Genomic DNA, 23704 nt, shown 5'->3' on the forward strand with positions numbered 1-23704 from the left:
AACTGCAGAAGGCTGCGATTTCTGGGTCTTCAAGCCGCTGTGGATAACTCAGCTCTTCTTGATCTTCTCCGGCCGCTTCCAGCCATCGATGTTCTTCTGCCGCGCCCGACCGACGGCCAACTGCGATTTATCCACATTCTGCGTGATGGTCGATCCAGCCGCGGTGGTTGCACCCGAGGAGATATCCACAGGCGCCACCAACGAGTTGTTGGAACCGATGAACACATCTTCGCCCAATACGGTTTTCCACTTGTTGGCGCCATCGTAGTTGCAGGTGATGGTGCCAGCGCCGATGTTGGTGCGCGCACCAATTTCGGCGTCGCCCAGATAGGTCAAGTGCCCGGCCTTGGCACCCTCGCCCATGTGCGCGTTTTTCAGTTCGACAAAGTTACCCACATGGGCGCGGGCTTCAAGGACAGTCCCCGGACGCAAGCGAGCGAACGGACCGGCATCACTGCCTTCACCGAGAACTGCTCCTTCGATATGGCTGTTGGCCTTGATCACTACACCTTTGCGCAGCGTGCTGTCCTTGATCACGCAGTTCGGGCCGATCACCACGTCGTCTTCAATAACCACGTTGCCTTCAAGGATCACGTTGACGTCGATCAGCACATCGCGGCCGACAGTCACTTCACCACGCACATCGAAACGCGCCGGATCGCGCAAGGTCACACCTTGTGCCATCAAACGGCGACCGGCACGCAGCTGGTAATGACGCTCCAGTTCCGACAGTTGCTTGCGATCGTTGGCGCCCTGCACTTCCATCGGATCGTGCGGCTGCTCAGTAGCAACCACCAGGCCATCGTTGACAGCCATCTCGATCACGTCGGTCAAGTAATACTCGCCCTGCGCGTTGTTGTTCGACAGGCGGCTCATCCAGTCGGCCAGATGATTAGCCGGGACGGCGAGAATGCCAGTGTTGCCTTCGGTGATTGCGCGCTGAGCTTCGCTGGCATCTTTGTGCTCAACGATGGCAGCGACCTTGCCGTCAGCGTCACGCACGATGCGTCCGTAACCGGTCGGATCGTCCAGCTCGACGGTCAACAGCCCCATCTGTCCCGGCACGACATGCTTTAGCAGGCGCTGCAGGGTTTCGACTTCGATCAGCGGCACGTCACCGTAAAGAATCAGTACCGTGTCGGCGGTGATGAACGGCACAGCCTGAGCGGTCGCATGACCTGTGCCGAGCTGTTTGTCCTGCAGCACGAAATTCAGATCATCAGCCGCCAGACGCTCACGCACAGCATCGGCACCGTGACCGATGACCACGTGGATGCGCTGCGGATCAAGCTGCCGTGCGCTGTGGATAACATGACCCAGCATGGAATTGCCGGCAACCGGGTGCAGCACTTTAGGCAACGCCGAGCGCATGCGGGTGCCTTGACCGGCCGCGAGAATAACGATTTCGAGAGACATGACTGGCTACCAATCCTGGGTGGTCAGCAACTGCGACCGGGTTTGTAAAATTCGGAAAAGAAAAAAGGGTAGCCGAGGCTACCCTTTTTTATCAATCGCACAACAAGCGGCTGACGGATTAACCGCCAAACTTCTTGCGGATCTGCTGGACGGTACGCAGCTGAGCTGCGGCCTCGGCCAGACGTGCGGACGCAGCTCCGTAATCGAAATCTGCGCTCTTTTCGTGCAGAGCAGCCTCGGCAGCCTTGAGAGCTGCTTGAGCCTGAGCTTCATCCAGGTCGGCGGCACGTTGCACGGTATCGGCAAGCACCTTGACCATGTTCGGCTGAACCTCGAGGAAACCACCGGAGATGTAGAACACCTCGGCTTCCCCGCCTTGCTTGATCAGGCGGATCGGACCTGGCTTCAGATTAGTGATCAGCGGCGCGTGACCCAGAGCGATACCAAGATCACCCAGTGCACCGTGCGCAATCACCATCTCGACCAGGCCGGAAAAGATTTCCCCTTCCGCGCTGACGATATCGCAATGGACTGTCATAGCCATCTGATTGCCTCAACCTAAATTAGCGCCCGTTGCCGGGCGCCGGGATTACAGTTTCTTGGCTTTCTCGATCGCTTCTTCGATGCCGCCAACCATGTAGAACGCTTGTTCTGGCAGGTGGTCGTAGTCACCGTTGAGGATGCCTTTGAAGCCAGCAATGGTGTCTTTCAGGGAAACGTATTTACCCGAAGCACCGGTGAAGACTTCAGCCACGAAGAACGGCTGCGACAAGAAGCGCTGGATCTTACGAGCACGGTTAACCAACTGTTTGTCGGCTTCCGACAGCTCGTCCATACCCAGGATCGCGATGATGTCTTTCAGCTCTTTGTAACGTTGCAGAACGTACTGAACGCCGCGAGCGGTGTCGTAGTGGTCCTGGCCGATTACGTTCGGGTCCAGCTGGCGCGAAGTCGAATCCAGTGGATCTACCGCTGGGTAGATACCCAGGGAAGCGATGTCACGGGACAGAACGACGGTGGCGTCCAAGTGGGCGAAGGTGGTCGCTGGCGACGGGTCGGTCAAGTCGTCCGCAGGTACGTATACCGCTTGGATCGAGGTGATCGAACCTTCCTTGGTCGAAGTGATACGTTCTTGCAGAACGCCCATCTCTTCAGCCAGGGTCGGCTGGTAACCTACTGCCGAAGGCATACGGCCCAGCAGTGCGGATACTTCAGTACCGGCCAGGGTGTAACGATAGATGTTGTCGACGAACAGCAGAACGTCGTTACCTTCGTCACGGAACTTCTCGGCCATGGTCAGGCCGGTCAGTGCTACGCGCAGACGGTTTCCCGGCGGCTCGTTCATCTGACCGTAAACCAGTGCCACTTTGTCCAGAACGTTGGAGTCCTTCATCTCGTGGTAGAAGTCGTTACCCTCACGAGTACGCTCACCCACACCGGCGAACACGGAATAACCGCTGTGCTCGATGGCGATGTTACGGATCAGTTCCATCATGTTTACGGTTTTGCCTACACCGGCACCACCGAACAGACCAACTTTACCGCCTTTGGCAAACGGGCAAACCAGGTCGATAACCTTGATGCCGGTTTCCAGCAGGTCGTTGCCGCCTGCCTGTTCAGCGAACGAAGGCGCTGGACGGTGAATGCCCCAACGCTCTTCGGTGTCGATTGGACCGGCTTCGTCGATTGGGTTACCCAGGACGTCCATGATCCGGCCCAGGGTCGCTTTACCGACCGGTACGGAGATGGCTGCGCCAGAATCGGTAACTTCCAGACCGCGCTTCAAGCCCTCGGTGGAACCCATCGCAATGGTGCGAACCACGCCGTCGCCCAGCTGTTGCTGAACTTCCAGAGTGGTTTCGGCCGCGCTCATTACTTTCAGCGCGTTGTAGATGCTCGGTACGCTGTCGCGTGGGAATTCCACGTCGATAACGGCGCCGATGATTTGAACGATACGTCCGCTACTCATAGCTGGATCCTCTGAATATTTGAACCGTTAAACCGCGGCAGCGCCGCCGACGATTTCCGAGATCTCTTGGGTGATCGCAGCCTGACGCGCCTTGTTGTAGATCAGCTGCAAATCGCTGATCAAATCACCGGCGTTGTCGGTAGCGTTCTTCATCGCGATCATCCGCGCAGCTTGTTCGGCCGCGTTGTTCTCGACCACCGCCTGGTAGACCTGCGACTCCACGTAACGCACCATCAAGCCGTCAAGCAGCTCTTTGGCATCCGGTTCGTAGAGATAGTCCCAGTGGTGCTTGAGTTCTTGATCCGGGGTCGCCACCAGTGGAATCAACTGCTCCACGGTAGGCTGTTGCGTCATGGTGTTGATGAACTTGTTGGACACCACGGACAGGCGATCAATACGGCCATCCAGGTAGGCATCCAGCATCACCTTGACGCTGCCGATCAGATCATTGATCGACGGCTCTTCACCCAGGTGGCTGATAGCTGCAACGACGTTACCGCCGAAGTTGCGGAAAAAGGCCGCACCCTTGCTACCCACGACACACAGATCAATCTCGACGCCGTTTTCGCGGTTTACCGCCATGTCCTTGACCAGGGCCTTGAACAGGTTGGTGTTCAAGCCGCCGCACAAACCACGGTCACTGCTCACGACGACATAACCGACGCGCTTTACTTCGCGGTCGATCATGAACGGGTGGCGGTATTCCGGGTTGGCGTTGGCCAGATGCCCAATTACCTGGCGGATACGCTCCGCATAAGGACGGCTAGCAGCCATGCGCATTTGTGCCTTGCGCATTTTGCTGACCGCCACTTTTTCCATGGCGCTGGTAATCTTTTGCGTGCTTTTGATGCTCGCAATCTTACTGCGAATCTCTTTTGCGCCTGCCATGTAACACCTATCAGGTTAGCAAGCGGGAGCCTCGCGGCTCCCGCTGCGGCTTACCAGGTTTGGGTGGCCTTGAACTTCTCGATACCGGCTTTCATGCCAGCGTCGATTTCGTCATTGAAGTCACCTTTAACGTTGATCTTGGCCATCAAATCGGCGTGATCGCGGTTGAAGAAAGCAATCAGCGCTTGTTCGAAGCTGCCGATCTTGGCGATTTCAATGTCAGTCAGGAACCCACGCTCAGCGGCATACAGCGACAGCGCCATGTCAGCGATCGACATTGGTGCGTATTGCTTCTGCTTCATCAGCTCGGTAACGCGCTGACCATGCTCAAGTTGCTTACGGGTCGCTTCGTCCAGGTCAGAAGCGAACTGGGCGAATGCCGCCAGTTCACGGTACTGAGCCAGAGCGGTACGGATACCACCGGACAGCTTCTTGATGATCTTGGTCTGAGCGGCACCACCCACACGGGATACCGAAACACCGGCGTTCACTGCAGGGCGGATGCCCGAGTTGAACATGGCCGATTCCAGGAAGATCTGACCGTCGGTGATGGAAATCACGTTGGTCGGAACGAACGCGGAAACGTCGCCAGCCTGGGTTTCGATGATCGGCAGTGCGGTCAGGGAACCGGTTTTGCCGGTCACTGCGCCGTTGGTGAACTTCTCTACGTACTCTTCCGAAACGCGGGATGCGCGCTCCAGCAGACGGGAGTGGAGATAGAACACGTCGCCTGGGTAAGCTTCACGGCCTGGTGGACGGCGCAGCAGCAGGGAAATCTGGCGGTAAGCCACTGCTTGCTTGGACAGATCGTCATAAACGATCAGCGCGTCTTCACCGCGGTCGCGGAAGAATTCACCCATGGTGCAACCGGAGTACGGTGCCAGGAATTGCAGCGCAGGAGATTCCGAAGCACTGGCAGCCACGATGATCGTGTTGGCCAGGGCGCCGTTTTCTTCCAGCTTGCGAACCACGTTGGCGATGGTCGATTGTTTCTGACCGATCGCTACGTAGACGCAGAAAATGCCGCTGTCTTTCTGGTTGATGATCGCGTCGATCGCCAGAGCGGTTTTACCGATCTGACGGTCACCGATGATCAGCTCACGCTGGCCACGGCCGACAGGGATCATGGCATCGACAGCCTTGTAGCCAGTCTGTACAGGCTGGTCTACCGACTTACGCCAGATCACGCCCGGAGCAACTTTCTCGACCGCGTCGGTCTCGGTGTTGCCCAGTGGACCTTTGCCGTCAACAGGGTTACCCAGTGCGTCGACTACGCGACCCAGCAGTTCCTTACCAACCGGAACTTCGAGGATGCGGCCAGTGCACTTGGCGCTCATGCCTTCAGCCAGACTGGTGTATGCGCCCAATACAACGGCACCTACGGAGTCTTGCTCCAGGTTGAGGGCCATACCGTAGACGCCGCCCGGAAACTCGATCATCTCGCCGTACATGACGTCGGCCAGACCGTGAATCCGCACGATGCCGTCAGATACGCTGACGACAGTGCCTTCGTTACGGGCTTGGGAGGTCACATCGAGCTTGTCGATGCGGCCCTTGATAATTTCACTTATTTCGGAAGGATTGAGTTGCTGCATTGCTCTGCTGCCCCTTCAAACTCAAGATTTCAATGCTTCGGCAAGTTTCGCGATTTTTCCGCGAATCGAGCCATCGATAACCAGGTCGCCGGCGCGGATCACGACACCACCAATCAAGGCAGCGTCCTCCGCAACTTGCAGGCGCACTTCCCGGTTGAGTCGTGCACTGAGAACCTTGGCGAGTTTGTCTTGCTGTTCTTGGTTCAATGCAAAAGCACTGGTCACTTCAACGTCTACCGACTTCTCTTGTTCGGCCTTGTACAGGTCGAAAAGAGCGGCGATCTCCGGCAGAAGCGGGAGACGGTCGTTTTCGGCAACGACATTGATGAAATTCTGTGCCTTGGCATCAAACTTGTCGCCGCACACGTCAATGAACGTGGCGGCCTTTTCTGCGCTCGTCAGTCGCGGGGCCTTGAGCACGCGCTGCATGGTGTCGTCTTGCGACACCGCTGCTGCCAGGCCGAGCATGGCTGACCAATTGGCCAGTTGCTGGTGGGCCTGAGCGTGCTCGAAGGCCGCCTTAGCGTAAGGTCGGGCCAACGTGGTCAGTTCTGCCATGATCGCCCTCGCTTAGATTTCAGCAGCCAGTTGGTTAACCAGCTCTGCGTGCGCGTTTTGATCGATTGTGGCACCCAGGATCTTCTCGGCGCCGCCGACAGCCAGCAAGCCCACTTGGGCGCGCAGCTTGTCTTTGACACTGTTCAGTTCCTGTTCGATCTCGGCTTGAGCCTGAACCTTCACACGGTCAGCGTCGATACGGGCTTTTTCAACAGCCTCTTCAACGATCTGGTTACCGCGTTTCTTGGCTTGCTCGATGATTTCAGCTGCCTGAGCTTTCGCTTCGCGCAGTTGCTGACCCGCTTTCTCTTGGGCCAACTCCAGGTCGCGAGCTGCTCGGCTGGCAGCGTCCAGACCATCAGCGATCTTCTTTTGACGTTCGTGCAGAGCCGCAATGACCGGAGGCCATACGAACTTCATGCAGAACAGTACAAAAATCAGGAACGCAACGGACTGGCCAATCAGGGTCGCATTAATGTTCACGCCAACACCTCGCAGTTACGTTGTCCATCACATCAAATTACTCGGAAGAATCCGGGTAATTAGCCAGCGATCTGACCAACGAACGGGTTCGCAAAGGTGAAGAACAGAGCGATACCAACACCGATCATGGTTACGGCGTCGAGCAGACCGGCAACGATGAACATTTTAACTTGCAGCATTGGGACCATTTCTGGCTGACGCGCTGCGCCTTCCAGGAACTTGCCGCCCAGCAGGCCGAAACCAATTGCGGTACCCAGTGCGCCCAGGCCGATCAACAGTGCAACAGCGATAGCGGTTAGACCAACTACAGTTTCCATCTTTCCTCCCGACTTTTACGTCGTATGGTTTAGGTTTTTTAGATTAAAGCGGTAAAACAAATCGTTTCAGAGGCCCGGTTAAGAGCCCCCTCCCGTTTGACCGGGAGGGACATCAGATCAGCCGAGGCTGCTCTTAATGGTTTTCTTCGTGCGCCATCGACAGGTAAACGATGGTCAGCATCATGAAGATGAACGCCTGCAGGGTGATGATCAGGATGTGGAACACAGCCCACGCCCACTGCAGAACAACGCCCAGGCCACTCAGCCAGAGCAGGCCGCTGCCGAACATCACAGCGATCAGAATGAACACCAGCTCGCCGGCATACATGTTGCCGAACAGACGCAGAGCCAGGGAGATCGGCTTGGCGATCAGGGTCACGAATTCCAGCAGGAAGTTCACCGGGATCAGCAGGGCTTGAACGAAGATGTTCTTGCTGCCGAACGGGTGCAGGGTCAGTTCGCCGATGAAGCCGCCGATGCCCTTGACCTTGATGCTATAGAAAATGATCAGTGCGAAAACCGAGAACGCCATACCCAGGGTCGCGTTCGGGTCGGTGGTCGACACGGCGCGGAACGGGATGTGGTGGTCGCCGGTGATCAGGATGGCCAGCTGAGGAATCCAGTCGACCGGTACCAGGTCGACGGCGTTCATCAGGAACACCCAGACGAAAATGGTCAGTGCCAGCGGTGCAATCACCGGGCTACGGCCATGGAAGCTGTCTTTCACGCTGCCATCGACGAATTCGACCAATACTTCAACGAAGTTCTGCAGTGCACCTGGTTGACCGGAAGTCGCCTTCTTTGCCGCCATGCGGAAAAGGAAAACGAAAATCAGACCCAGTGCGACCGACCAGCCGAGGGTATCGACGTGGAAAGCCCAGAAGCCCATTTCCTTGGCTTCTGCTGCGGAATGGGCAAAGCCCCAGCCGCCGTTAGGTAGCTGACCGAAAGTCAGGTTCTGCAAGTGGTGCTGGATATAGCCCGAAGCGGTTGTTTCTGCCATGGTTGCCTCAAACGCCCTAAGGTCTCGAAAGTCTTGTTCTCATCAGCAGGGGAGCGAACCAGCTGACCGACTGAGTCAGCACGAAAGCGCCGAATACTGCGATCGGCGCCAATGGCTTCACACCTGCAAACACCAGTGCAAACAGCACTGCCGTCAAAATCAGTTTGCCTGCCTCGCCGGCATAAAATGACCGGACGATGGACTGGGCTGCTCGGGCGCCGGAAAACCGAAATGCCTTGTGAGCGAAATAAACATTGGGCAGCAAGGCTATCAGGCCTCCGCAAAGTCCCGAGTATCCGGCAACGACTCCGTGCCATTGCCAAAGCGCCAAAGCGGCAATGAGCAAAATGACAAATTGAGCCATCAACACCGGAAAGACCGCCAGGCGATGGAACGGCAGGCGGTTTGGCTTGCGGGTTTCCATCACGTTTGCTCTCCAATGGTCGGCTGCCAGAATTCAATAACTTGGCATAATTTGTGCCGACAAAATGCGCGCAGAGTATAGGGGCGGTTCTGCCCCTATTCAACTGTCAGGTAGTGATTTCCGACTGCGCGCTACATGAGGAAATGTTTCAGCGGATGTGTGCGAGCACACCTTGAAGCTCATCGAGCGAGTTATAACCGATGACCAGCTGACCCTTTCCCTTCTTGCCATGGCGAATCTGCACCGCAGAGCCTAGGCGCTCGGCCAGACGCTGTTCGAGACGAGCGATGTCCGGATCAGGTTTCGCCGCTTCAACAGGCTCCGGTTTGCCGCTGAGCCACTGGCGAACCAGTGCTTCAGTCTGGCGCACGGTGAGGCCGCGTGCGACAACATGTCGCGCCCCTTCCACCTGCTGATTGTCCGGCAGACCGAGCAAAGCACGGGCGTGACCCATTTCCAGGTCGCCGTGCGACAGCATGGTCTTGATCACTTCGGGCAGTGCAATAAGCCGCAACAGGTTAGCCACAGTCACGCGGGACTTACCCACAGCCTCGGCAACCTGTTGTTGAGTGAGCTGGAACTCCTGCTGCAAACGCTGCAAGGCGACGGCTTCCTCGATCGGGTTCAGGTCTTCACGCTGGATGTTCTCGATCAGCGCAATGGCGATCGCGGTTTCATCCGGCACATCGCGGACCATGGCCGGAATGGTTTCCTGGCCAGCCTGCTGGCTGGCGCGCCAACGGCGTTCACCGGCAATGATTTCGAAGCGGCCACCGCCAATCGGGCGAACCACGATCGGCTGCATCACGCCTTGCGCCTTGATCGACTGCGCCAGCTCTTCCAGCGCCTGCGGATCCATGTCGCGACGTGGCTGGTATTTGCCACGCTGCAGCAGATCCAGCGGCAGGTGTTGCAGTTCACGGGTATCAGCCTGCGCCGCCTGTTCTTCCAGCGCGCTGACGGTCGGACCACTCAGCAGTGCATCCAGTCCACGTCCGAGACCTCGTTTCTTGACGGCCATGGGGATTCCTTAAGTTGGCTGGGCAGCGGCGATGCGTGAATTTTTGCGTTGACGGCGAACCATCTCGCCCGCCAAAGCCAGATAGGCCAGCGCGCCACGCGATTGCTTGTCGTAGGCCAGTGCCGGCATACCGTAACTCGGCGCTTCGGCCAGGCGGATGTTGCGCGGGATCACGGTATCGTACAGCTGTTCGCCAAAGTGTTCCTTGAGCTGTGCCGAAACATCGTTCATCAGGCTCAGACGCGGGTCATACATGGTCCGCAGCAAACCTTCGACCTTGAGGTTCGGGTTCAGCAGTTCGGCGATGCGCTTGATGTTATCCACAAGGTCGCTCAAACCTTCGAGCGCAAAGTATTCGCACTGCATGGGGATAATTACCCCGTCAGCGGCGACCAGTGCGTTCAGCGTGAGCATCGACAGCGACGGCGGGCAGTCGATCAAAATGTAATCGTAGTTTTCACGGATCGGCGCCAGCGCGCTGCGCAGACGGCTTTCCTTCATCTGCATTTCCAGCAGGACCACTTCGGCCGCAGTCAGATCGCGGTTGGCCGGAAGCAGTTGATAACCGCCGTGTTCGGAGTAGTGCATGGCCTGGGCCAGATCGCATTCGCCGATCAGCAGGTCATAGACCGAGTTTTCCAGGCCATGTTTATCCACACCGCTACCCATGGTGGCGTTGCCCTGTGGATCGAGATCGATCAACAGCACCCGGCGCTTGGTCGCGACCAGGGATGCTGCGAGGTTGATACAGGTGGTGGTCTTGCCCACACCACCCTTCTGGTTCGCTATCGCGAATACCTTAGCCATTCTTGCTTGTGTTCCCAATCATGCCGTGCGGCGCAGTATCAGCAGATGGCGTTGGCCTTGGCAACCGGGTACGGCCAGGGCGTGTTCGCTATCGAGTTTGAAGTCTGCCGGCAATGCTACCAGCTCATCGGCCGGATGAACGCCCTTCATTGCCAGCCAGCGCGTATCGGCATCGCCGAGGTGGCGAGTCCAGTTTGTGAAGTTCTCCATGCTGCTGAACGCCCGGGAAATGATCCCGTTGAACGGCTCGGCAGGCTGAAACGCTTCGACGCGACTGTGGATAACTTGCAGGTTATCCAGTTTGAGTTCGAGTTTGACCTGGGTCAGAAAGCGGGTTTTCTTGCCGTTGCTGTCCAGACAGGTCACTTGCGAGTCCGGATACAGGATCGCCAACGGGATCCCCGGCATGCCGCCGCCGCTACCGACATCGAGCCAGCGACCGTTTTCGATGAATGACATCACGCTCAGGCTGTCGAGCAAATGGCGCGAAACCATTTCGTCAGGATCGCGGACTGCAGTCAGGTTGTAGGCCTGATTCCATTTGATCAACAGGGCCAGGTAACCCAGCAACAATTCGTGCTGGGCGGCGCTGAGGTTGACACCGAGCTCGCGGGCTCCTGTGGATAACTCTTCGGCGTGTTGCGAAGTGACCTTAGAACTCAAGCGCTTTGCTCCAACTGACGGCCCGCGCCGCGTTTTTTCAAATGAATCATCAACAGCGAAATCGCTGCCGGGGTCACACCCGGGATCCGCGAAGCCTGGCCGAGCGTCTCTGGACGCGTCGCACCGAGCTTGCTCTGGATTTCCTTGGAGAGACCGGAAATGTTGGTGTAATCGATATCCACAGGCAGTTTCGTGTCTTCACTGGCGCGCAGACGGGCGATTTCGTCCTGTTGACGGTCGATGTAACCGGCGTATTTGGTCTTGATCTCAACCTGTTCGGCGACCTGTGGATCTTCGGCGCCCTGCCCGGTCACTTCGACCAGACCAGCGTAGTCGATTTCCGGGCGGCTCAAGAGATTGAGCAAGTTGTATTCGTGGGTCAGCGGCGTGCCGAATTTTTCGGCGATCGCATCGCCCTGCTGAGTGCCCGGACGAACCCACGTGCTTTTCAGGCGCTGCTCTTCGAGCTCGATACTTTCGCGCTTTTTGCAGAAGGCCGCCCAACGCGCGTCATCGACCAATCCGAGCTCGCGACCTTTTTCGGTCAGACGCAGGTCGGCGTTGTCCTCACGCAGAATCAGGCGGTATTCGGCACGGGAAGTGAACATGCGGTACGGCTCTTGGGTACCGAGGGTGATCAGGTCGTCGACCAACACCCCGATGTACGCCTCGTCGCGACGCGGGCACCAGGCTTCTTTGCCCTTCGCACGCAGCGCGGCGTTGGCGCCAGCGAGCAGACCTTGTGCACCGGCTTCTTCGTAACCGGTGGTGCCGTTGATCTGGCCCGCGAAGAACAGACCGCCAATCACTTTGGTTTCCAGGCTGTACTTCAGGTCGCGCGGATCGAAGTAGTCGTACTCGATCGCATAACCCGGACGCACGATGTGCGCATTTTCCATGCCGCGGATCGATTGCACGATCTGCAACTGCACGTCGAACGGCAAGCTTGTGGATATCCCGTTGGGGTACAGCTCATGGGTGGTCAGACCTTCCGGTTCGATGAACACCTGATGGCTTTCCTTGTCGGCAAAGCGATGAATCTTGTCTTCGATCGACGGGCAGTAACGTGGACCGATGCCCTCGATTTCGCCAGCAGCGGAATACATCGGCGAACGATCGAGGTTCGCCGCGATGATTTCGTGGGTGCGGGCGTTGGTATGGGTAATCCAGCAACTGACCTGGCGTGGATGTTGTTCCTTGTTGCCCATGAACGACATCACCGGGATCGGCGTATCGCCTGGCTGCTCGGTCATGACCGAGAAATCCACAGATTTGCCATCGATGCGCGGTGGCGTACCGGTTTTCAGGCGACCCACACGCAACGGCAGTTCACGCAGACGATGCGCCAGGGCAATCGACGGCGGATCACCGGCGCGACCGCCGGAGAAATTCTGCAAACCGATGTGGATAAGTCCGCCAAGGAAGGTACCGGTGGTCAACACCACGGAATCGGCGAAGAACCGCAGACCCATTTGGGTGACAACACCGCGTACTTGTTCCTGCTCAACGATCAGGTCGTCCGCGGCTTGTTGAAATATCCACAGGTTCGGCTGGTTTTCCAGGATTTCGCGGACCGCGGCCTTGTACAGAATTCGGTCGGCTTGTGCCCGAGTCGCACGCACGGCCGGGCCTTTACGGCTGTTCAACACGCGAAACTGGATGCCGCCCAGATCGGTGGCGATGGCCATCGCGCCGCCGAGGGCATCGATTTCCTTGACCAGATGGCTTTTGCCAATGCCACCGATGGCCGGGTTGCAGCTCATGGCGCCGAGGGTTTCCACGTTATGCGTCAGCAACAGGGTTTTTGCCCCCATACGTGCTGAGGCCAGTGCTGCCTCGGTACCGGCATGACCGCCGCCGATGACGATCACTTCAAAACGGGAAGGGAAATCCACCACGCACCTCGTGCCTGCTTAAGTAGGTAATTCAGGAATAGTTTGAGATCAGGTTTCTGGACCTGGTCGACAAGTATAGGGACTTCGCCCTTCCTAAAGAACCCTTTGCACAAAATTTAACCAGCTGTGGAGAACTCGAAGTTAAAAGAATAAAAAAGAGAGAAATTTATAAAACCTTTGTTTTTATGTTTATTCTTACTGACCCACCTTTCTGTGGATAGATTGCTACAAGCCTTATTATTCAATGTGTACAGAGTTTCAAAACCCTGTGCTCATGTGCCAATGAGGCCGTTGGATAACCGGTGTAAGCCTGTGGATCAAAGGGGTGGTTATCCACAGAGGAGGTTATATCCAGTTTTGAAGCCCTGTTATCAACCGACCTCAGTGGCAGTTATTCACAGGGCTTAATCCACAGAAATTCGACCCAAGCATTTTTTCTGGGCGTAAAAAAAGCGCCGCCGAGAGATCGGTGACGACCAGGAAGCCGATAGAGGGATGCGACAGGGCTATTGTGAGAGAACGTAACAGAGGCTAATAATAGCCATTATCATTAACTCGCCAGTTTCTCCCATGTCCTTACCCGCCCATCATGCAGCGATCGAGAAAATCTACGAGCAACACCATTCGTGGCTATATGGATGGCTCAAGGGCAAACTGCATGACGCCTGCGATGCTGCCGATGTCGCGCATGACACCTTCGTGCGGATTCTCGCAGCACGTAATGCCTCGCAGATTCGTGAACCGCGGGATTATCTGGCGACCATCGCACGTGGCCTCGTCATTGATCGTTATCGAAGACAGGCCATCGAAGTCGCCTACTTGCAGACTTTGGCTGCTCGACCGGAAGCCACTGCCATCAGCGAAGAAGATAAGGCGCTGATCATCGAAACCTTGGTCGCTGTGGATAAAGCCTTGGCCGGTCTGGGCGCGCGAACCCAGAAGATCTTCATCCTTTCGCAGATTGACGGCCTGACTTATCAACAGATTGCTGTGCAACTGAAGGTTTCCCTGACCACAGTAAAGAAGCACATGATCCGCGCCCTGACGGAATGTGCCCTGATCATGGCGCAGCGTTGATGGCCAGTGCACCGAACCGCAAGGTTTTCGAAGCCGCTGCTGGTTGGTACGTGCAGTTTCAGGCCGATCCGCCGACGCTCGCCGAACAAAAGGCCTGGCAGCTGTGGATAGATAGCGATCCAGCGCATCTGGCGGCCTGGAACCAGATGGAACAATTGCAGCGTCATCTCGGCACTTTGCCGCAGGATTTGAAACGTCGCGCGCTGAATACCGGCCAACAACGGCGCCAGGTGCTGAAGTTGTTGCTGCTCGCGACCGGAACGGGATTCCTCGGTTGGAATGCCCAACAACATACGTCCCTTGGGAATGCCTGGGCGGACTACAAAACCGTCGTTGGCCAGCGGCGTAACCTCTCATTGGCGGATGGCAGCCAGATCCAGCTCAATACCGATACGGCCATCGATGTGTCTTTCGAGGCAGCGCAACGGCTGATTCGCTTGCGCTCGGGTGAAATCCTCATTCAGACCGGCAAGCTTGGCGATCAGCGACCGTTTTTTGTCGAAACCGGGGATGGCCGGATTCAAGCGTTGGGTACCCGTTTTTCTGTGCATAAGTTGTCGGGTTCAACCCGGGTCGGCGTGCTGGAAGATCGGGTCAGCGTGCAACCCGCTGATCGATCAACGACCGCGATGATCCTGAAAGCTGGCGAAGGTGCGGATTTCGATAGTCGGCATATCGGGCTCCTTCACCCCTTTAAATCCTCGGCAGTGGCGTGGACCAACGGCCAGCTCATTGTGCTCGATGCTCGGCTGGGTGAGGTGATCGAAGAGCTGAAGCGTTATCGCAGCGGTATTCTGCACTGCGATAGCCGCGCCCGGGATCTACGGGTGTCCGGCACCTTTCGGCTCGACTCCACTGATGCCGTGCTCGCCAATCTTCAGGCCTCGCTACCGATCAACGTCCGCTACTTCAGCCGTTACTGGGTATCGATCAGCCACAATGGCTGATCGAAAATCACCTGGGGAAAAATAAATCGAAAACAGGGTTATCTTTTTTTGCCCTGACCCGGCCCTACAGGTAATCGCGATAAACGCGGCTCTTCGCCACCTTCAGGGCTTATCCACACATGCGTCTTCCCACATTCCGTCAGCGTTTTTCCCACCATTGCATTGCCTACAGCCTGCTGATGACCAGTGCCGCGGCCTGCCTGGTAATGACTGATAACGCCTTCGCGGCAACGGCCGCCCAGCCCTACACCATCGCTGCCGGCCCTCTCGACAACGCCTTGAGCCAATTCGCTTCCGCCGCAAACGTGATTCTGTCGTTCTCGCCGCAGCAGACCAGCCGTTTAACCAGTGCCGGACTGAACGGCACCTTCACCGTCGAACAGGGATTCGCCCAACTGCTGCAAGGCTCGGGCTTGCAAGTCGTACCGCAGGCGCCGGGCAGTTACATTCTGCAGGCGCTGCCGAACGGCGATTCGCTGGAACTGGCCCCGACCAACATCAATGGGCAATTGGCCAATCCGATGAACCTGGATTACGCCGCCGACGTCGGCTACAGGGCGCAGAACAGCCGGATCGGTACGAAAACCAGCACGCCGCTGTCGGAAACGCCGCGTTCTGTGTCGGTGGTTACCGCAGAGCGCATGAAAGATCAGAAATCTCAGACGCTGACCGAAGTACTCGGCTACGTTCCGGGGATCTTTGCCCCACCGTTTGCCGCCGGCGACAGTCTGGCCGGCGATCTGTTTTTCATTCGCGGTTTCAATGCGACCGATTACGGCTACGGCCTGCTGCGCGATGGCCTACGTGTGCAAGGTAACCGCTATGACACCAGCACCGAGCCTTACGGACTTGAACGAGTGGAGATTTTCCGTGGCCCGTCCTCGCTGCTCTATGGGGAAAACGCACCGGGCGGTCTGGTCAATCTGGTCAGCAAACGCCCGACTGCTGAGCCTCGGGGTGAAGTGCAGCTGGGTTATGGCTCGAACAACCGCCGGCAGATCGGTGTCGATGTGTCGGGCCCCCTGAACGACAGTGGCAACATTCTCGGGCGCGTAGTAATGCTCGGTCGCAAGTCCGACACTCAAACCGATCACGTCCCGGATGACCGTCTCTACATCGCCCCTTCGCTGACCCTGAATTTCGACGATTTCAACACCCTGACCTTGCTGGCCAACTACCAGAAGGATCACACCAATATGGAACTTGGCCTACCGGCCGCAGGGACTTTACTGACAAACCCCAACGGCAAGTTATCCAAAGGCACCCTGCTCGGTGACCCGGACTGGAACACCTTCGAACGGGAAACCTGGAGTACCGGCTACGAGTTCAGCCACTCCTTCAACGATGATTGGCAGTTCCGGCAGAACTCGCGCTACATGCAGTCGCGCATCAACCGCCATGAAACCTGGCCGGGCAACCTCAACAACGCAGGCTTCGGCACGCGCCTGAACATGACTGCGTACGATCGCTTCAACAAATCGATGGTGTATTCGCTGGATAACCAACTGGAAGGCAAATTCCAGGTCGGTGAGCTGGAAAACACCGTGCTGTTCGGCGCCAGCTACGACCGCACTTCGTTCAATCAGGACTGGAATGCCGGCATCGTCGGACCAATCGATATCTACAATCCGGTTTATCTACGCGATCCCACTACCCCGATCGCGGTGCAAAACACTTTGCTCGAGCAGCAGATGAAAGGTGTTTATGCACAGATCCAGAGCAAATATGACCACTGGTTGTTCTTGCTCGGTGGGCGCCAGGACTGGGTCGACAGTGATTTCCGCGACAAAGTGGCCAAGGGCAGCAACATCACTTCCGAGGACAAGAAATTCACCTATCAGGGCGGGGTGATGTACCAGTTCGACAACGGCATGACGCCGTATGTCAGCTATTCCACCTCATTCGTACCGGTGCAGCAGATTTCCAATGCCGGCGCACCGCTCGATCCGATCACCAGCAGCCAATACGAAGTGGGCCTCAAGTACGAACCGATCGGCTGGGATACCGCGTTCACCGCGTCGGTGTATGACCTGCGCAAAAAGGACGACACCTACTTCGACTCGACCACGTCGACCTATCGCCAGGTAGGCGAAAGCCGTTCCAAAGGTGTCGAGCTGGAACTCAACAGCAATCTGACCCAAAACCTCAATGTGACGGCGGCTTACACCTACACCGACGCGCGGATCACCAAGGACGCGGCGACCTCGTTGGTCAAAGGCCACCAGATGACCGGCGTGCCACGTAATCAGGCGTCGGCCTGGGCCAAGTACCGCTTCCTTGATGGCGATTTGAAAGGTTTGTACGTGGGCGGCGGCGTGCGTTACTTCGACAGTGCTTTCGCCTACACCGCGCCTTCTCTGTACGGAAAGCTGGATGCCGGCGACGTCACGTTGGTGGATGCGGCGATCGGCTATCAGATCGACACGCACTGGAGCGTCGACCTGAACGCCAAGAACCTGTTCGACAAGGAATATGTGTCGGGATGCAACGATGCTGGCCGTTGCTACTGGGGTGAAGATCGCACCTTGCTCGGTACGGTGTCTTACAACTGGTGAAACGAAAAGGGGCTGTGGATAAATTGTCCACAGCCCCTTTGGTCATTTACCGATGCAGAAGCTGGAAAAGATCCGCCCAAGCAGGTCATCGGAACTGAAAGCCCCGGTGATTTCCCCCAGCGAGTGCTGCGCCTGACGGAGATCTTCAGCCAGCAGCTCTCCTGCGCCAGCCAACGTCAGTTGCGCACGCCCATGTTCCAGCGCCGCACTGGCGTGGCGCAGGGCCTCAAGATGCCGGCGGCGGGCACTGAAGCTGCTTTCCGAGGTTTGTTCATAGCCCATGCACGCCTTGAGGTGTTCGCGCAGCAGTTCGAGACCATCACCGGCCGATTTCGCACTCAGGCTGATGGTGACATGGCCATCTTCACTGACTTCCAGAGCAATGGCTTCACCCGTCAGGTCGGCCTTGTTGCGGATCAAGGTGACCTTGGCCGGATCCGGGCGGGTTTCGAGGAACTCAGGCCACAGGGCAAACGGGTCTGCCGCCTCCGGAGCGGTGGCATCGACCACCAGCAGCACTCGATCTGCTTCGGTGATCGCTTTCAACGCCCGCTCCACACCGATCTTTTCCACCTGATCGTCGGTATCGCGCAGACCGGCGGTATCCACCACGTGCAACGGCATCCCATCAATGTGGATATGTTCGCGCAAGATGTCCCGGGTGGTGCCAGCAATCTCGGTCACGATCGCCGCTTCGCGCCCGGCCAGGGCATTCAACAGGCTGGACTTGCCGGCATTCGGCCGGCCGGCGATCACCACGGTCATGCCGTCACGCAACAAAGCACCCTGCCCGGCTTCGCGAAGCACTGTGGACAGTTCATCGCGCACTTTGTCGAGCATGCTCAACACGTGGCCATCGGCAAGGAAGTCGATTTCTTCTTCCGGGAAGTCGATGGCGGCTTCGACGTAGATGCGCAACCCGATCAGTTGTTCGGTGAGGTTATGCACACGTTGGGAAAACGCGCCCTGCAGCGAACGCAGGGCATTGCGTGCAGCCTGTGCAGAACTGGCTTCAATCAGGTCGGCGATCGCCTCGGCCTGGGCCAGGTCGAGCTTGTCGTTGAGGAACGCACGTTCGCTGAATTCCCCCGGGCGGGCCAGGCGGCAGCCCAGCTCCAGGCAGCGTTTGAGCAGCATGTCCAGAACGATCGGCCCGCCGTGGCCCTGCAGCTCAAGCACGTCTTCGCCGGTGAATGAGTTCGGTCCCGGGAAATACAGCGCCAGACCTTCGTCCAGCACCTGCTGATCAGCACTGAAAAAAGGACCGTAATGAGCGTAACGCGGTTTCAGTTCGCGGCCGCTGATGGCTTTGGCCGCAACACAGGCCAACGGCCCGGAAATACGGACGATGCCGACACCGCCGCGACCTTGAGCGGTGGCGACAGCGGCGATGGTTTCACGAGGTGCGCTCATAAACCGGAATCCAGACAAAAATGGCAGATAGCAAAACGCCCCACTAGGGGGCGTTTTGAGTGGTGTTATCCACAGAGTAAGTTACGCCTCGGCTTTTTTCGTCGCCGCTTCGATCTTACGCGTGATGTACCACTGTTGTGCAATCGACAGGCAGTTGTTCACAACCCAGTACAGCACCAGACCGGCAGGGAACCACAGGAAGAAGAAGGTGAAGATGATTGGCATCATTTTCATGACCTTCGCCTGCATCGGATCCGGCGGAGTCGGGTTCAGACGCTGCTGGATGAACATGGTCGCGCCCATGATGATCGGCAGGATGAAGAACGGATCCTTGATCGACAGGTCAGTGATCCACAGCATGAACGGCGCCTGGCGCATTTCCACGCTTTCCAGCAGAACCCAGTACAGCGAAAGGAAAACCGGCATCTGCACGAGGATCGGCAAGCAGCCGCCCAGCGGATTGATCTTCTCTTTCTTGTACAGCTCCATCATGGCCTGCGACATTTTCTGCCGGTCATCGCCATGTTGCTCTTTCAGTGCAGCCAGTTTCGGAGCAACGGCACGCATGCGCGCCATGGATTTGTAGCTGGCAGCCGACAGCGGGAAGAAAATCCCTTTGATCAGCATGGTCAGGAAGATGATCGACCAGCCCCAGTTACCCACAATCGCGTGGATGTGTTGCAGCAGCCAGAAGATCGGTTGAGCGATGAACCACAGAATGCCGTAGTCGACCGTCAGTTCCAGACCTGGGGACAACTCTTTCAGCACGGCCTGGCTTTTCGGGCCAGCGTACAGAATGGCGCTGGTTTCAACTTTTGCACCCGGCGCAGCGGTCAGCGAAGGACCGGTGTAACCGATGATGTAGTTGCCTTTGCTGTCTTTACGCGTCTGAACGATGTTGTTTTCGCCCTTCGGCGCAACCCATGCAGTCACGAAGTAGTGTTGCAGCCACGCTACCCAGCCACCGGCGACGGTTTCCTTGAGCTGACCTTTGTCCATGTCTTTCATGGACACTTTCTTGTACGGCTCGGAACTTGTCCACAGGGCGGCGCCCAGGTAAGTCGCGGTGCCGGTTGCAGTGGTCGATGAAGGGTCGGCACTGGCGTCGCGCTTCAACTGGGCGAACATCGAACCGGACCAAGGCTGCGCGCTCTGGTTATCCACAAGGTAGGTCACGGTCACGTCATACAGGCCACGTTTCAGAGTGAAACGCTTGATGTAGTTGACGCCGTCCTTGCTGAACTTCAGGTCGACGACCAGTTGGTCCTGACCGTCAGCCAGTTGATAACTTTTCTTCTCCGAGGAGTAAACCGGACGACCGGCCGGGCTTGCGTCCGGACCGTTGGTGCCGATCAGACCGCTTTGTGCCAGATAAGTACGTTCGCCGCCGTTGTCGAACAGCTGGAACGGAACATCCGGACGGTCCTGACGACGTGGATACAGTGGCAAGGTCAGTTGCGCAACGTCACCGCCCTGTGGATCGATCGCGAGATCGAGCACGTCGGTTTTGACCTGGATCAGATCCTTGCTGGCAGCGACCGGGGTTTCTGCTGGCGCGCTGGTATCGCTGGCGGCACGCGGAATATCGTCACTGGCGGAAGCGTTATTGCCAGGAACGGTGTCCGGCAAACCGGATGCAGTCGTACTGGAAGCAACATTCTGAGTCGGCAGGGCAGCCTGGCCATAGTCCTGGTTCCATTTAAGAACCATAACGTAGGACACGATTGCCAGGGCGACGATCAGGATCGTGCGTTTGATATCCATGATTACTCGGCCATCGAAGAAGAACGGGAGGTAGGGATAGGTGGAACCGGGTCATAACCACCGGGATTCCACGGATGACAGCGACCTAAACGACGAAAGGTCAGCCAGCCACCGCGCAGAAGGCCATGATTTTCGATGGCTTCATACGCGTAGCAGGAACAACTGGGGTAGAAACGACAGTGGCTGGCCATCAGGGGACTAATGGCATAGCGATAAAACTGGATCGGAACGAGGGCCAGTTTACGCATCTGGACTGTCTACCCCTACAGTTTCGGTTTTGACTGCTGGAACTGGCTTGTTACGGGCCAGACGTTTCCAGAGTTTGCCGAAATGCTGAATCAATTCGGGGTTTTCTACGTCGCCCAAACCTTTGCGCGCGACGATAACGATGTCCCAACCGACCAGTGAATCCTGGTGCAGGCGAAACGATTCGCGCATTAGGCGTTTGAGACGATTGCGCTCGACGGAGAGCTTTACGCTCTTTTTCCCGATAACCAGCCCGAGACGGGGGTGATCAAGATCGTTGTTGCGCGCAAGGAGCAGGAGATTTTTCCCCGGAACCTTGCCGGTAGGGGAGTCAAAGACTGCCTTGAAATGCCGGGGGGTAAGCAGACGCTTTTCCCGACTGAAGTCCTGACTCACCTCCAGTGCCGGATTATCAAACTGCCAGACGCGCACGACCTTTGGCGCGGCGACGCGACAGGACGGCACGACCGTTCTTGGTAGCCATGCGAGCACGGAAACCGTGGGTACGAGCGCGTTTGATAGTGCTTGGTTGGAAAGTACGTTTCATGTCGTGTTACCTGGTTCGTCCACAACGGGCCGGAATGGCCCCCGTTTTAAGAGACCGGGGATTCTAGAGAAAGCAAGCCTTCAGGTCAATTTCCAACCAGCGTTTCCTTATAAATAGATCTGGGGACCTTCCAGAATCGAAACCCTGCCTGCCAAACATAAAAATAAAGAAGGGAATTATTTAAAGCTTTTCTGTAAAGCTTGTAAAAGCTAGGGCCGCCACCTTCTGTGGATAACTAGTCTCAGGCCTTATACGGCTTGATGTACAGAGAATGACAACTACGGTGGAAAACAGTGTTCAGCCTGTGCTGCGCTATCGGATAACCTGTGTGTGGAAAGGCGAGTTATGCACAGGCTGGTTATCCACCGAGTTCTACCCCCAGTTGTCCAGTGCCCTCAGAGGCGGTTATCCACAGAGCTTATGCACACACCGTTGGTCGCCTTTTTCCCGCTTAACGCATTGATTAATCATGGTCACCACACAACCTGCATGTGGATAAGTGGACCACTCGCCGCTACAATGGCCGCTTGTTTTTGCCTCACCGGCTTTCAACTTAGGGGATATCCGTGTCAGTGGAACTTTGGCAGCAGTGCGTGGAGCTTTTGCGCGAGGAGCTGCCTGCCCAACAATTCAACACCTGGATCCGTCCACTACAGGTCGAAGCCGAAGGCGACGAGTTGCGCGTCTACGCACCGAACCGTTTTGTGCTGGACTGGGTCAACGAAAAGTACCTGGGTCGCGTCCTTGAACTGCTGGATGAGCATGGCAACGGCATGGCGCCAGCGCTTTCCTTATTAATAGGCAGCAAACGCAGCTCGGCTCCCCGCGCCGCGCCGAATGCACCGTTGGCTGCCGCGCAGGCGTCCCTGGCTCAGGCCAACGCGGCGCCGGCCAGTGCCCCGGCACCTGCGCCAACGCCCGCTCCGGCCAAGCGCTCGACGCAGAAAACCGAAGAAGTCAGTGAAGAGCCGTCCCGCGACAGCTTTGATCCGATGGCCGGTGCGGCCTCGCAGCAGGCCCCGGTTCGCGCCGAACAGCGCACCGTTCAGGTAGAAGGCGCGCTCAAGCACACCAGTTACCTGAACCGCACGTTCACCTTCGAGAACTTCGTGGAAGGCAAGTCCAACCAGCTCGCCCGCGCGGCGGCCTGGCAGGTGGCGGACAATCCCAAGCACGGCTACAACCCGCTGTTCCTTTATGGCGGCGTCGGTCTGGGTAAAACCCACTTGATGCACGCGGTGGGTAACCACCTGTTAAAGAAGAACCCGAATGCCAAGGTCGTGTACCTGCATTCCGAACGCTTTGTGGCCGACATGGTCAAGGCGCTGCAACTGAACGCGATCAACGAGTTCAAGCGCTTCTATCGTTCGGTGGACGCTCTGCTGATCGACGATATTCAGTTCTTCGCCCGCAAAGAGCGTTCCCAGGAAGAGTTTTTCCACACCTTCAACGCCCTGCTTGAAGGTGGTCAGCAGGTCATTCTCACCAGTGACCGCTACCCGAAAGAAATCGAAGGCCTTGAAGAGCGCCTTAAATCCCGCTTCGGCTGGGGCCTGACCGTTGCCGTCGAGCCGCCGGAACTGGAAACCCGCGTGGCGATCTTGATGAAGAAGGCCGACCAGGCCAAAGTCGAGCTGCCACACGATGCGGCGTTCTTCATTGCCCAGCGTATTCGCTCCAACGTCCGTGAGCTGGAAGGTGCGCTGAAACGCGTGATCGCCCACTCGCACTTCATGGGCCGCGACATCACCATCGAGCTGATCCGCGAATCCCTGAAAGACTTGTTGGCGTTGCAGGACAAACTGGTCTCTGTGGATAACATTCAGCGCACTGTCGCCGAGTACTACAAGATCAAGATCTCCGACCTGCTGTCCAAGCGCCGTTCGCGCTCGGTGGCTCGTCCGCGTCAGGTGGCCATGGCCTTGTCCAAGGAGCTGACCAACCACAGTCTGCCGGAAATCGGCGATGTGTTTGGCGGTCGCGACCACACGACGGTGTTGCACGCCTGCCGCAAGATCAACGAACTTAAGGAATCCGACGCGGACATCCGCGAGGACTACAAGAACCTGCTGCGTACACTGACCACTTGATGAACACCAGCGCAGCTTATTAAGGC

23 protein-coding genes are annotated in these 23704 nt (G+C 57.3%); 4 read left to right on the plus strand and 19 right to left on the minus strand.

Going from position 1 to position 23704, the window contains the following annotated elements; genetic code table 11:
- Nucleotides 1–48: 48 nt before the first annotated feature.
- The 14 genes from glmU to mnmG all read right to left on the minus strand — a co-directional run bounded on the left by glmU (nt 49) and on the right by mnmG (nt 13039).
- Nucleotides 49–1416, minus strand: coding sequence for a bifunctional UDP-N-acetylglucosamine diphosphorylase/glucosamine-1-phosphate N-acetyltransferase GlmU (glmU, locus tag J5M57_RS15460; RefSeq protein ID WP_169842848.1), 1368 nt, complete (start codon nt 1414–1416; stop codon nt 49–51).
- Nucleotides 1417–1534: 118 nt separating this feature from the next.
- A complete protein-coding gene (locus tag J5M57_RS15465) occupies nt 1535–1960 on the minus strand; it encodes a F0F1 ATP synthase subunit epsilon (protein WP_007954164.1) in 426 nt (141 codons plus the stop codon).
- A gap of 45 nt (nt 1961–2005) precedes the next feature.
- A complete protein-coding gene (gene atpD, locus J5M57_RS15470) occupies nt 2006–3385 on the minus strand; it encodes a F0F1 ATP synthase subunit beta (RefSeq protein ID WP_034152182.1) in 1380 nt (459 codons plus the stop codon).
- Between the two features lie 27 nt (nt 3386–3412).
- Nucleotides 3413–4273 (minus strand): F0F1 ATP synthase subunit gamma, encoded by an 861-nt coding sequence (gene atpG, locus J5M57_RS15475; RefSeq protein ID WP_007954161.1) that lies wholly within the window; start codon nt 4271–4273, stop codon nt 3413–3415.
- 50 nt (nt 4274–4323) lie between these two features.
- Nucleotides 4324–5868, minus strand: coding sequence for a F0F1 ATP synthase subunit alpha (atpA, locus tag J5M57_RS15480; RefSeq protein ID WP_064589927.1), 1545 nt, complete (start codon nt 5866–5868; stop codon nt 4324–4326).
- A gap of 21 nt (nt 5869–5889) precedes the next feature.
- Nucleotides 5890–6426: a F0F1 ATP synthase subunit delta gene (locus tag J5M57_RS15485; RefSeq protein WP_007911956.1), complete on the minus strand. Its 537-nt coding sequence runs from the start codon at nt 6424–6426 to the stop codon at nt 5890–5892.
- Between the two features lie 12 nt (nt 6427–6438).
- Complete coding sequence (locus J5M57_RS15490) at nt 6439–6909, minus strand: F0F1 ATP synthase subunit B (protein WP_011336718.1); 471 nt, start codon at nt 6907–6909, stop codon at nt 6439–6441.
- Nucleotides 6910–6968: 59 nt separating this feature from the next.
- Nucleotides 6969–7226: a F0F1 ATP synthase subunit C gene (gene atpE, locus J5M57_RS15495; protein WP_003097235.1), complete on the minus strand. Its 258-nt coding sequence runs from the start codon at nt 7224–7226 to the stop codon at nt 6969–6971.
- Between the two features lie 133 nt (nt 7227–7359).
- Nucleotides 7360–8229, minus strand: coding sequence for a F0F1 ATP synthase subunit A (atpB, locus tag J5M57_RS15500; protein ID WP_064589928.1), 870 nt, complete (start codon nt 8227–8229; stop codon nt 7360–7362).
- Nucleotides 8230–8245: 16 nt separating this feature from the next.
- Nucleotides 8246–8653, minus strand: coding sequence for a F0F1 ATP synthase subunit I (locus J5M57_RS15505; protein WP_003229783.1), 408 nt, complete (start codon nt 8651–8653; stop codon nt 8246–8248).
- A gap of 148 nt (nt 8654–8801) precedes the next feature.
- Nucleotides 8802–9674 (minus strand): ParB/RepB/Spo0J family partition protein, encoded by an 873-nt coding sequence (locus J5M57_RS15510; protein ID WP_007960777.1) that lies wholly within the window; start codon nt 9672–9674, stop codon nt 8802–8804.
- Between the two features lie 9 nt (nt 9675–9683).
- The gene (locus tag J5M57_RS15515; protein ID WP_003229787.1) at nt 9684–10481 is read right to left on the minus strand and encodes a ParA family protein; all 798 of its coding nucleotides are present in this window, start codon (nt 10479–10481) and stop codon (nt 9684–9686) included.
- 18 nt (nt 10482–10499) lie between these two features.
- A complete protein-coding gene (gene rsmG / locus J5M57_RS15520; protein ID WP_169842846.1) occupies nt 10500–11144 on the minus strand; it encodes a 16S rRNA (guanine(527)-N(7))-methyltransferase RsmG in 645 nt (214 codons plus the stop codon).
- Nucleotides 11141–13039, minus strand: coding sequence for a tRNA uridine-5-carboxymethylaminomethyl(34) synthesis enzyme MnmG (gene mnmG / locus J5M57_RS15525; protein WP_207848669.1), 1899 nt, complete (start codon nt 13037–13039; stop codon nt 11141–11143). Before mnmG ends, rsmG begins: the two co-directional genes overlap by 4 nt.
- A 570-nt stretch (nt 13040–13609) precedes the next feature.
- On the opposite strand from mnmG, the gene J5M57_RS15530 reads away from it, so the two are divergent.
- From J5M57_RS15530 to J5M57_RS15540, 3 genes are all read left to right on the plus strand, one after another.
- Nucleotides 13610–14116: a sigma-70 family RNA polymerase sigma factor gene (locus tag J5M57_RS15530; protein ID WP_169842844.1), complete on the plus strand. Its 507-nt coding sequence runs from the start codon at nt 13610–13612 to the stop codon at nt 14114–14116.
- On the plus strand, nt 14116–15063 hold the full coding sequence (locus tag J5M57_RS15535; protein ID WP_169842843.1) for a FecR domain-containing protein: 948 nt from the start codon (nt 14116–14118) through the stop codon (nt 15061–15063). The genes J5M57_RS15530 and J5M57_RS15535 overlap by 1 nt, the downstream gene beginning before the upstream one ends.
- 119 nt (nt 15064–15182) lie before the next feature.
- Complete coding sequence (locus tag J5M57_RS15540; RefSeq protein ID WP_207848670.1) at nt 15183–17618, plus strand: TonB-dependent siderophore receptor; 2436 nt, start codon at nt 15183–15185, stop codon at nt 17616–17618.
- Nucleotides 17619–17660: 42 nt separating this feature from the next.
- Here the strand turns inward: J5M57_RS15540 and mnmE are convergent, their stop codons facing one another.
- The 5 genes from mnmE to rpmH all read right to left on the minus strand — a co-directional run bounded on the left by mnmE (nt 17661) and on the right by rpmH (nt 21588).
- The gene (gene mnmE, locus J5M57_RS15545; protein WP_207848671.1) at nt 17661–19031 is read right to left on the minus strand and encodes a tRNA uridine-5-carboxymethylaminomethyl(34) synthesis GTPase MnmE; all 1371 of its coding nucleotides are present in this window, start codon (nt 19029–19031) and stop codon (nt 17661–17663) included.
- Between the two features lie 81 nt (nt 19032–19112).
- Nucleotides 19113–20795: a membrane protein insertase YidC gene (yidC, locus tag J5M57_RS15550; protein WP_207848672.1), complete on the minus strand. Its 1683-nt coding sequence runs from the start codon at nt 20793–20795 to the stop codon at nt 19113–19115.
- Nucleotides 20796–20797: 2 nt separating this feature from the next.
- On the minus strand, nt 20798–21043 hold the full coding sequence (gene yidD / locus J5M57_RS15555) for a membrane protein insertion efficiency factor YidD (RefSeq protein ID WP_010465488.1): 246 nt from the start codon (nt 21041–21043) through the stop codon (nt 20798–20800).
- Nucleotides 21036–21437: a ribonuclease P protein component gene (gene rnpA / locus J5M57_RS15560; protein WP_011336726.1), complete on the minus strand. Its 402-nt coding sequence runs from the start codon at nt 21435–21437 to the stop codon at nt 21036–21038. Before rnpA ends, yidD begins: the two co-directional genes overlap by 8 nt.
- A gap of 16 nt (nt 21438–21453) precedes the next feature.
- Entirely contained in the window at nt 21454–21588 is a 135-nt protein-coding gene (gene rpmH, locus J5M57_RS15565) for a 50S ribosomal protein L34 (RefSeq protein WP_003213577.1), read from the minus strand.
- Nucleotides 21589–22154: 566 nt separating this feature from the next.
- Here rpmH and dnaA point away from each other — a divergent pair.
- Nucleotides 22155–23678: a chromosomal replication initiator protein DnaA gene (gene dnaA, locus J5M57_RS15570; protein WP_064585205.1), complete on the plus strand. Its 1524-nt coding sequence runs from the start codon at nt 22155–22157 to the stop codon at nt 23676–23678.
- Nucleotides 23679–23704: the final 26 nt, after the last annotated feature.

The organism is Pseudomonas sp. 86_A, from assembly GCF_017491705.1.
GTDB classification, from domain to species: domain Bacteria; phylum Pseudomonadota; class Gammaproteobacteria; order Pseudomonadales; family Pseudomonadaceae; genus Aquipseudomonas; species Aquipseudomonas koreensis.